Annotated in this window: 3 protein-coding genes; 1 reads left to right on the plus strand and 2 read right to left on the minus strand. The window is 69.9% G+C overall.

Translation table 11 applies throughout. The annotated features are described in order from the left end of the window. Window positions 1–475: 475 nt before the first annotated feature. Complete coding sequence (locus tag ACYVF4_RS13225) at window positions 476–859, minus strand: TIGR03618 family F420-dependent PPOX class oxidoreductase (protein ID WP_460723549.1); 384 nt, start codon at window positions 857–859, stop codon at window positions 476–478. Window positions 860–863: 4 nt separating this feature from the next. Beyond that, window positions 864–1373 carry an Lrp/AsnC family transcriptional regulator gene (locus ACYVF4_RS13230; RefSeq protein ID WP_460723551.1) on the minus strand — a complete coding sequence of 170 codons (510 nt, stop codon included), beginning with the start codon at window positions 1371–1373 and terminating at the stop codon, window positions 864–866. A 113-nt stretch (window positions 1374–1486) separates the two neighbouring features. Between ACYVF4_RS13230 and ACYVF4_RS13235 the strand changes: the two genes are divergently transcribed. Then, window positions 1487–2704, plus strand: a complete 1218-nt coding sequence (locus ACYVF4_RS13235) for a trans-sulfuration enzyme family protein (RefSeq protein WP_460723553.1) — start codon at window positions 1487–1489, stop codon at window positions 2702–2704. Window positions 2705–2707 lie beyond the last annotated feature (3 nt).

A 2707-nucleotide genomic window follows, 5' to 3' on the forward strand; every position in this document is an offset into this window, starting at 1 on the left:
CAACCACCGGAATAAGGCAGAAAGCAGCGAGTTCAACCTGACCAAAAACGAATGTCACTGACATCCATAAATTGATCCAAAGGAATCTCAAACCAGCCGAAGCTGGACGAGGTTATTTGGCATTTGACAAGTGCACGCTGTTGAGTTCTCAAGGATCGGACGCTCCCCCAGGAAGACCACCAGGCCTCCCCCGAAGGGCAACTTCACTATCTTATCCCCCGCTCGGCTCTTGTCAAATCGACACGCCGTGGCGTTGCGCGCTGTGCGATCGCTCCGAAGAGTGATCAAGGCACGCAGGGAACCTCCACCGAAGAGACCCGACGCGAGTCGGTTTTCATGAGATGGGGGGTGGTCCGCTGCTTGAGGGGGGCGGGGCCTCGGCCTCTCCGCTCTTCCCTTTGGGGCGAACAACAAGAACATTACGTGGCGTCCGGGTGACCGGCAAATCAGGCCCGCTCCCCGGGCGTGTCGCCCCTCAGTCCGCGAGTCCCGACGAGCCGAGGACCCGCTCGGGGACCAGCCGGATGACGACGCGACGGGGGTTCGGACGCGGCGTGCGGTAGCGCCGGGCGTAGAGCTCCTCGGCGTGGGCGACGGCATCCGGGTCTCTGTCGATGACCGCACGTCCCGCCAGGCTCAGCCAGCGAGCGCCGTCCACCTGGGCGACGGTGGCGAGTGCCCGCCGTTCTACGTTGCGCACCTTCTGCGTCCCATCGCTCGTGATGATCCTCACGTGGCCGTCCGAGAGCGTGAATCCGACCGCCACCGCGTGGATCAGACCGGACGGCGCGATGGTCGAGAGCGTCGCCAGGTGGCGGTCGGCGACGAATCGCGCCCCCTCATCGGTCAGCGTGTGCATGCCGTCATCCTGCCGCGGCCTCGGCGTCTGCGCCGAGCGGCACACCGACGCCGCGACGCACGTCGAACGCCAGCTGGGTCTCGGTCTGACGGACCCCGCGGTGCACCGTGATGTGCTCGAGCACCATGTCGCGCAGCATCTCGGGGCTCTCGACGGCGACGTGGACGAGGAAGTCGGCGCTGCCGGCGACGTGGAACACCTGGAGGACGCGAGGGGTCTTCACGATCGCGTCCGAGAACTCCTCGACGAGCTCTTTGCTGTGACTGCCCAGCCGGACGGTGACGACCGCCTGGAGTGGATAGCCGAGCGCGGCGGGATCGATGACGGCCTGCGCGCCGCTGATCACCCCCCGCTCGCGCAGCAGGCGGCGTCGATACGCGCACGTCGATTCCGGAACGCCCAGCTCGGCGGCCAGCTCCTTGTTCGTCACCGCCGCGTCGACGGCGATGCGCTCGAGCAGCGAGCCGTCGAGGGCGTCGAGCCTGCTCGCGAGCGGGCGTTGCGCATTCGTCAACCGAGCCTCCTTCTCGTCGTCTGTGGTTCCCTGCGGACCAATCTCAGACGCCTTTCGATGCTCGCTCAGCAAGACCTCTGGCGCAAGCTTGCCCTTGGACGCACCCTGGAGGGATGCACCCCTTCACTCTCGGCGCCGACACCACCGCCGTCCGCGCCGGCCGCGACGACCTGCAGGCCCTCGGCGTCCACGCCCTGCCGATCGACCTGTCGACCACCAACCCCCTGCCGGACATCATCCGCGGCGGCGACTCGTACGAGTCCATGGCCACCGGCGGCGCCCCGCTCGAGGACGGCGGCTTCGTCTACGCGCGACTGTGGAACCCGACGGTGGCTCGATTCGAGGACGCGCTGGCCGCGCTCGAGCACGCCCAGGCCGCGGTCGCCTTCGCCTCGGGCATGGCGGCGGTCACGGCATCCGTGCTCGCCGCGGTGTCCGAGACCGGAGGCCGGCACGTCGTCGCCGTCCGCCCGCTGTACGGCGGCACGGATCACCTGCTGGCGTCCGGGCTGCTGGGCACCGAGGTCACCTACTGCGCCGAGGGCGACGTCGCGGGGGCGATGCGGGCGGACACGGCCCTGGTGATCGTCGAGACCCCCGCCAACCCCACCCTCGACCTCGTCGACATCGCCTCGGTCGTCGGCCAGAGCGGCCGCGTGCCGGTGCTCGTCGACAACACCTTCGCCACACCCATCCTGCAGAACCCCCTCGACCTCGGTGCGGCCATGTCGCTCCACAGCGCCACGAAGTACCTCGGCGGTCACGGCGACGCGATGGGCGGCGTCGTCGCGTGCTCCGAGGAGTGGGCGGCCGCCCTGCGGTGCGTCCGCGCGATCACCGGCGCGGTGCTGCATCCGCTCGCCGCGTACCTGCTGCAGCGCGGCATCCCGACCCTGCCCGTGCGCGTACGCGCGCAGCAGCAGTCGGCGATGCGCATCGCGGGATGGCTGAGCACGCAGCCGGCGGTCGCCGAGGTGTTCTACCCCGGCCACGACGGAGACCCGCGCGGGCTGCTCGGACGCCAAATGCGCGGGACGGGCGCGATGATCGCCGTCCGCCTGCACGGCGGCTTCGACGCTGCCGCCGCGCTCACGACCGGCGTGCGGCTGTTCACCCACGCCGTCTCGCTCGGCGGCGTCGACTCGCTCATCCAGCATCCGGCCGCCCTCACCCACCGACCCGTCGCGGGTGACGCCAAGCCGACGACCGACATCGTCCGACTGTCGGTCGGGCTCGAGGACGCCGACGACCTCATCGCCGACCTCGCGCAGGCGTTCGACGCGTTCACGTCGGTGGCGCCGGAGCCGGCGGGGGCCACGGCGGGCGGCTGACCC

The sequence above is a fragment of the Microbacterium aureliae genome, assembly GCF_054780155.1.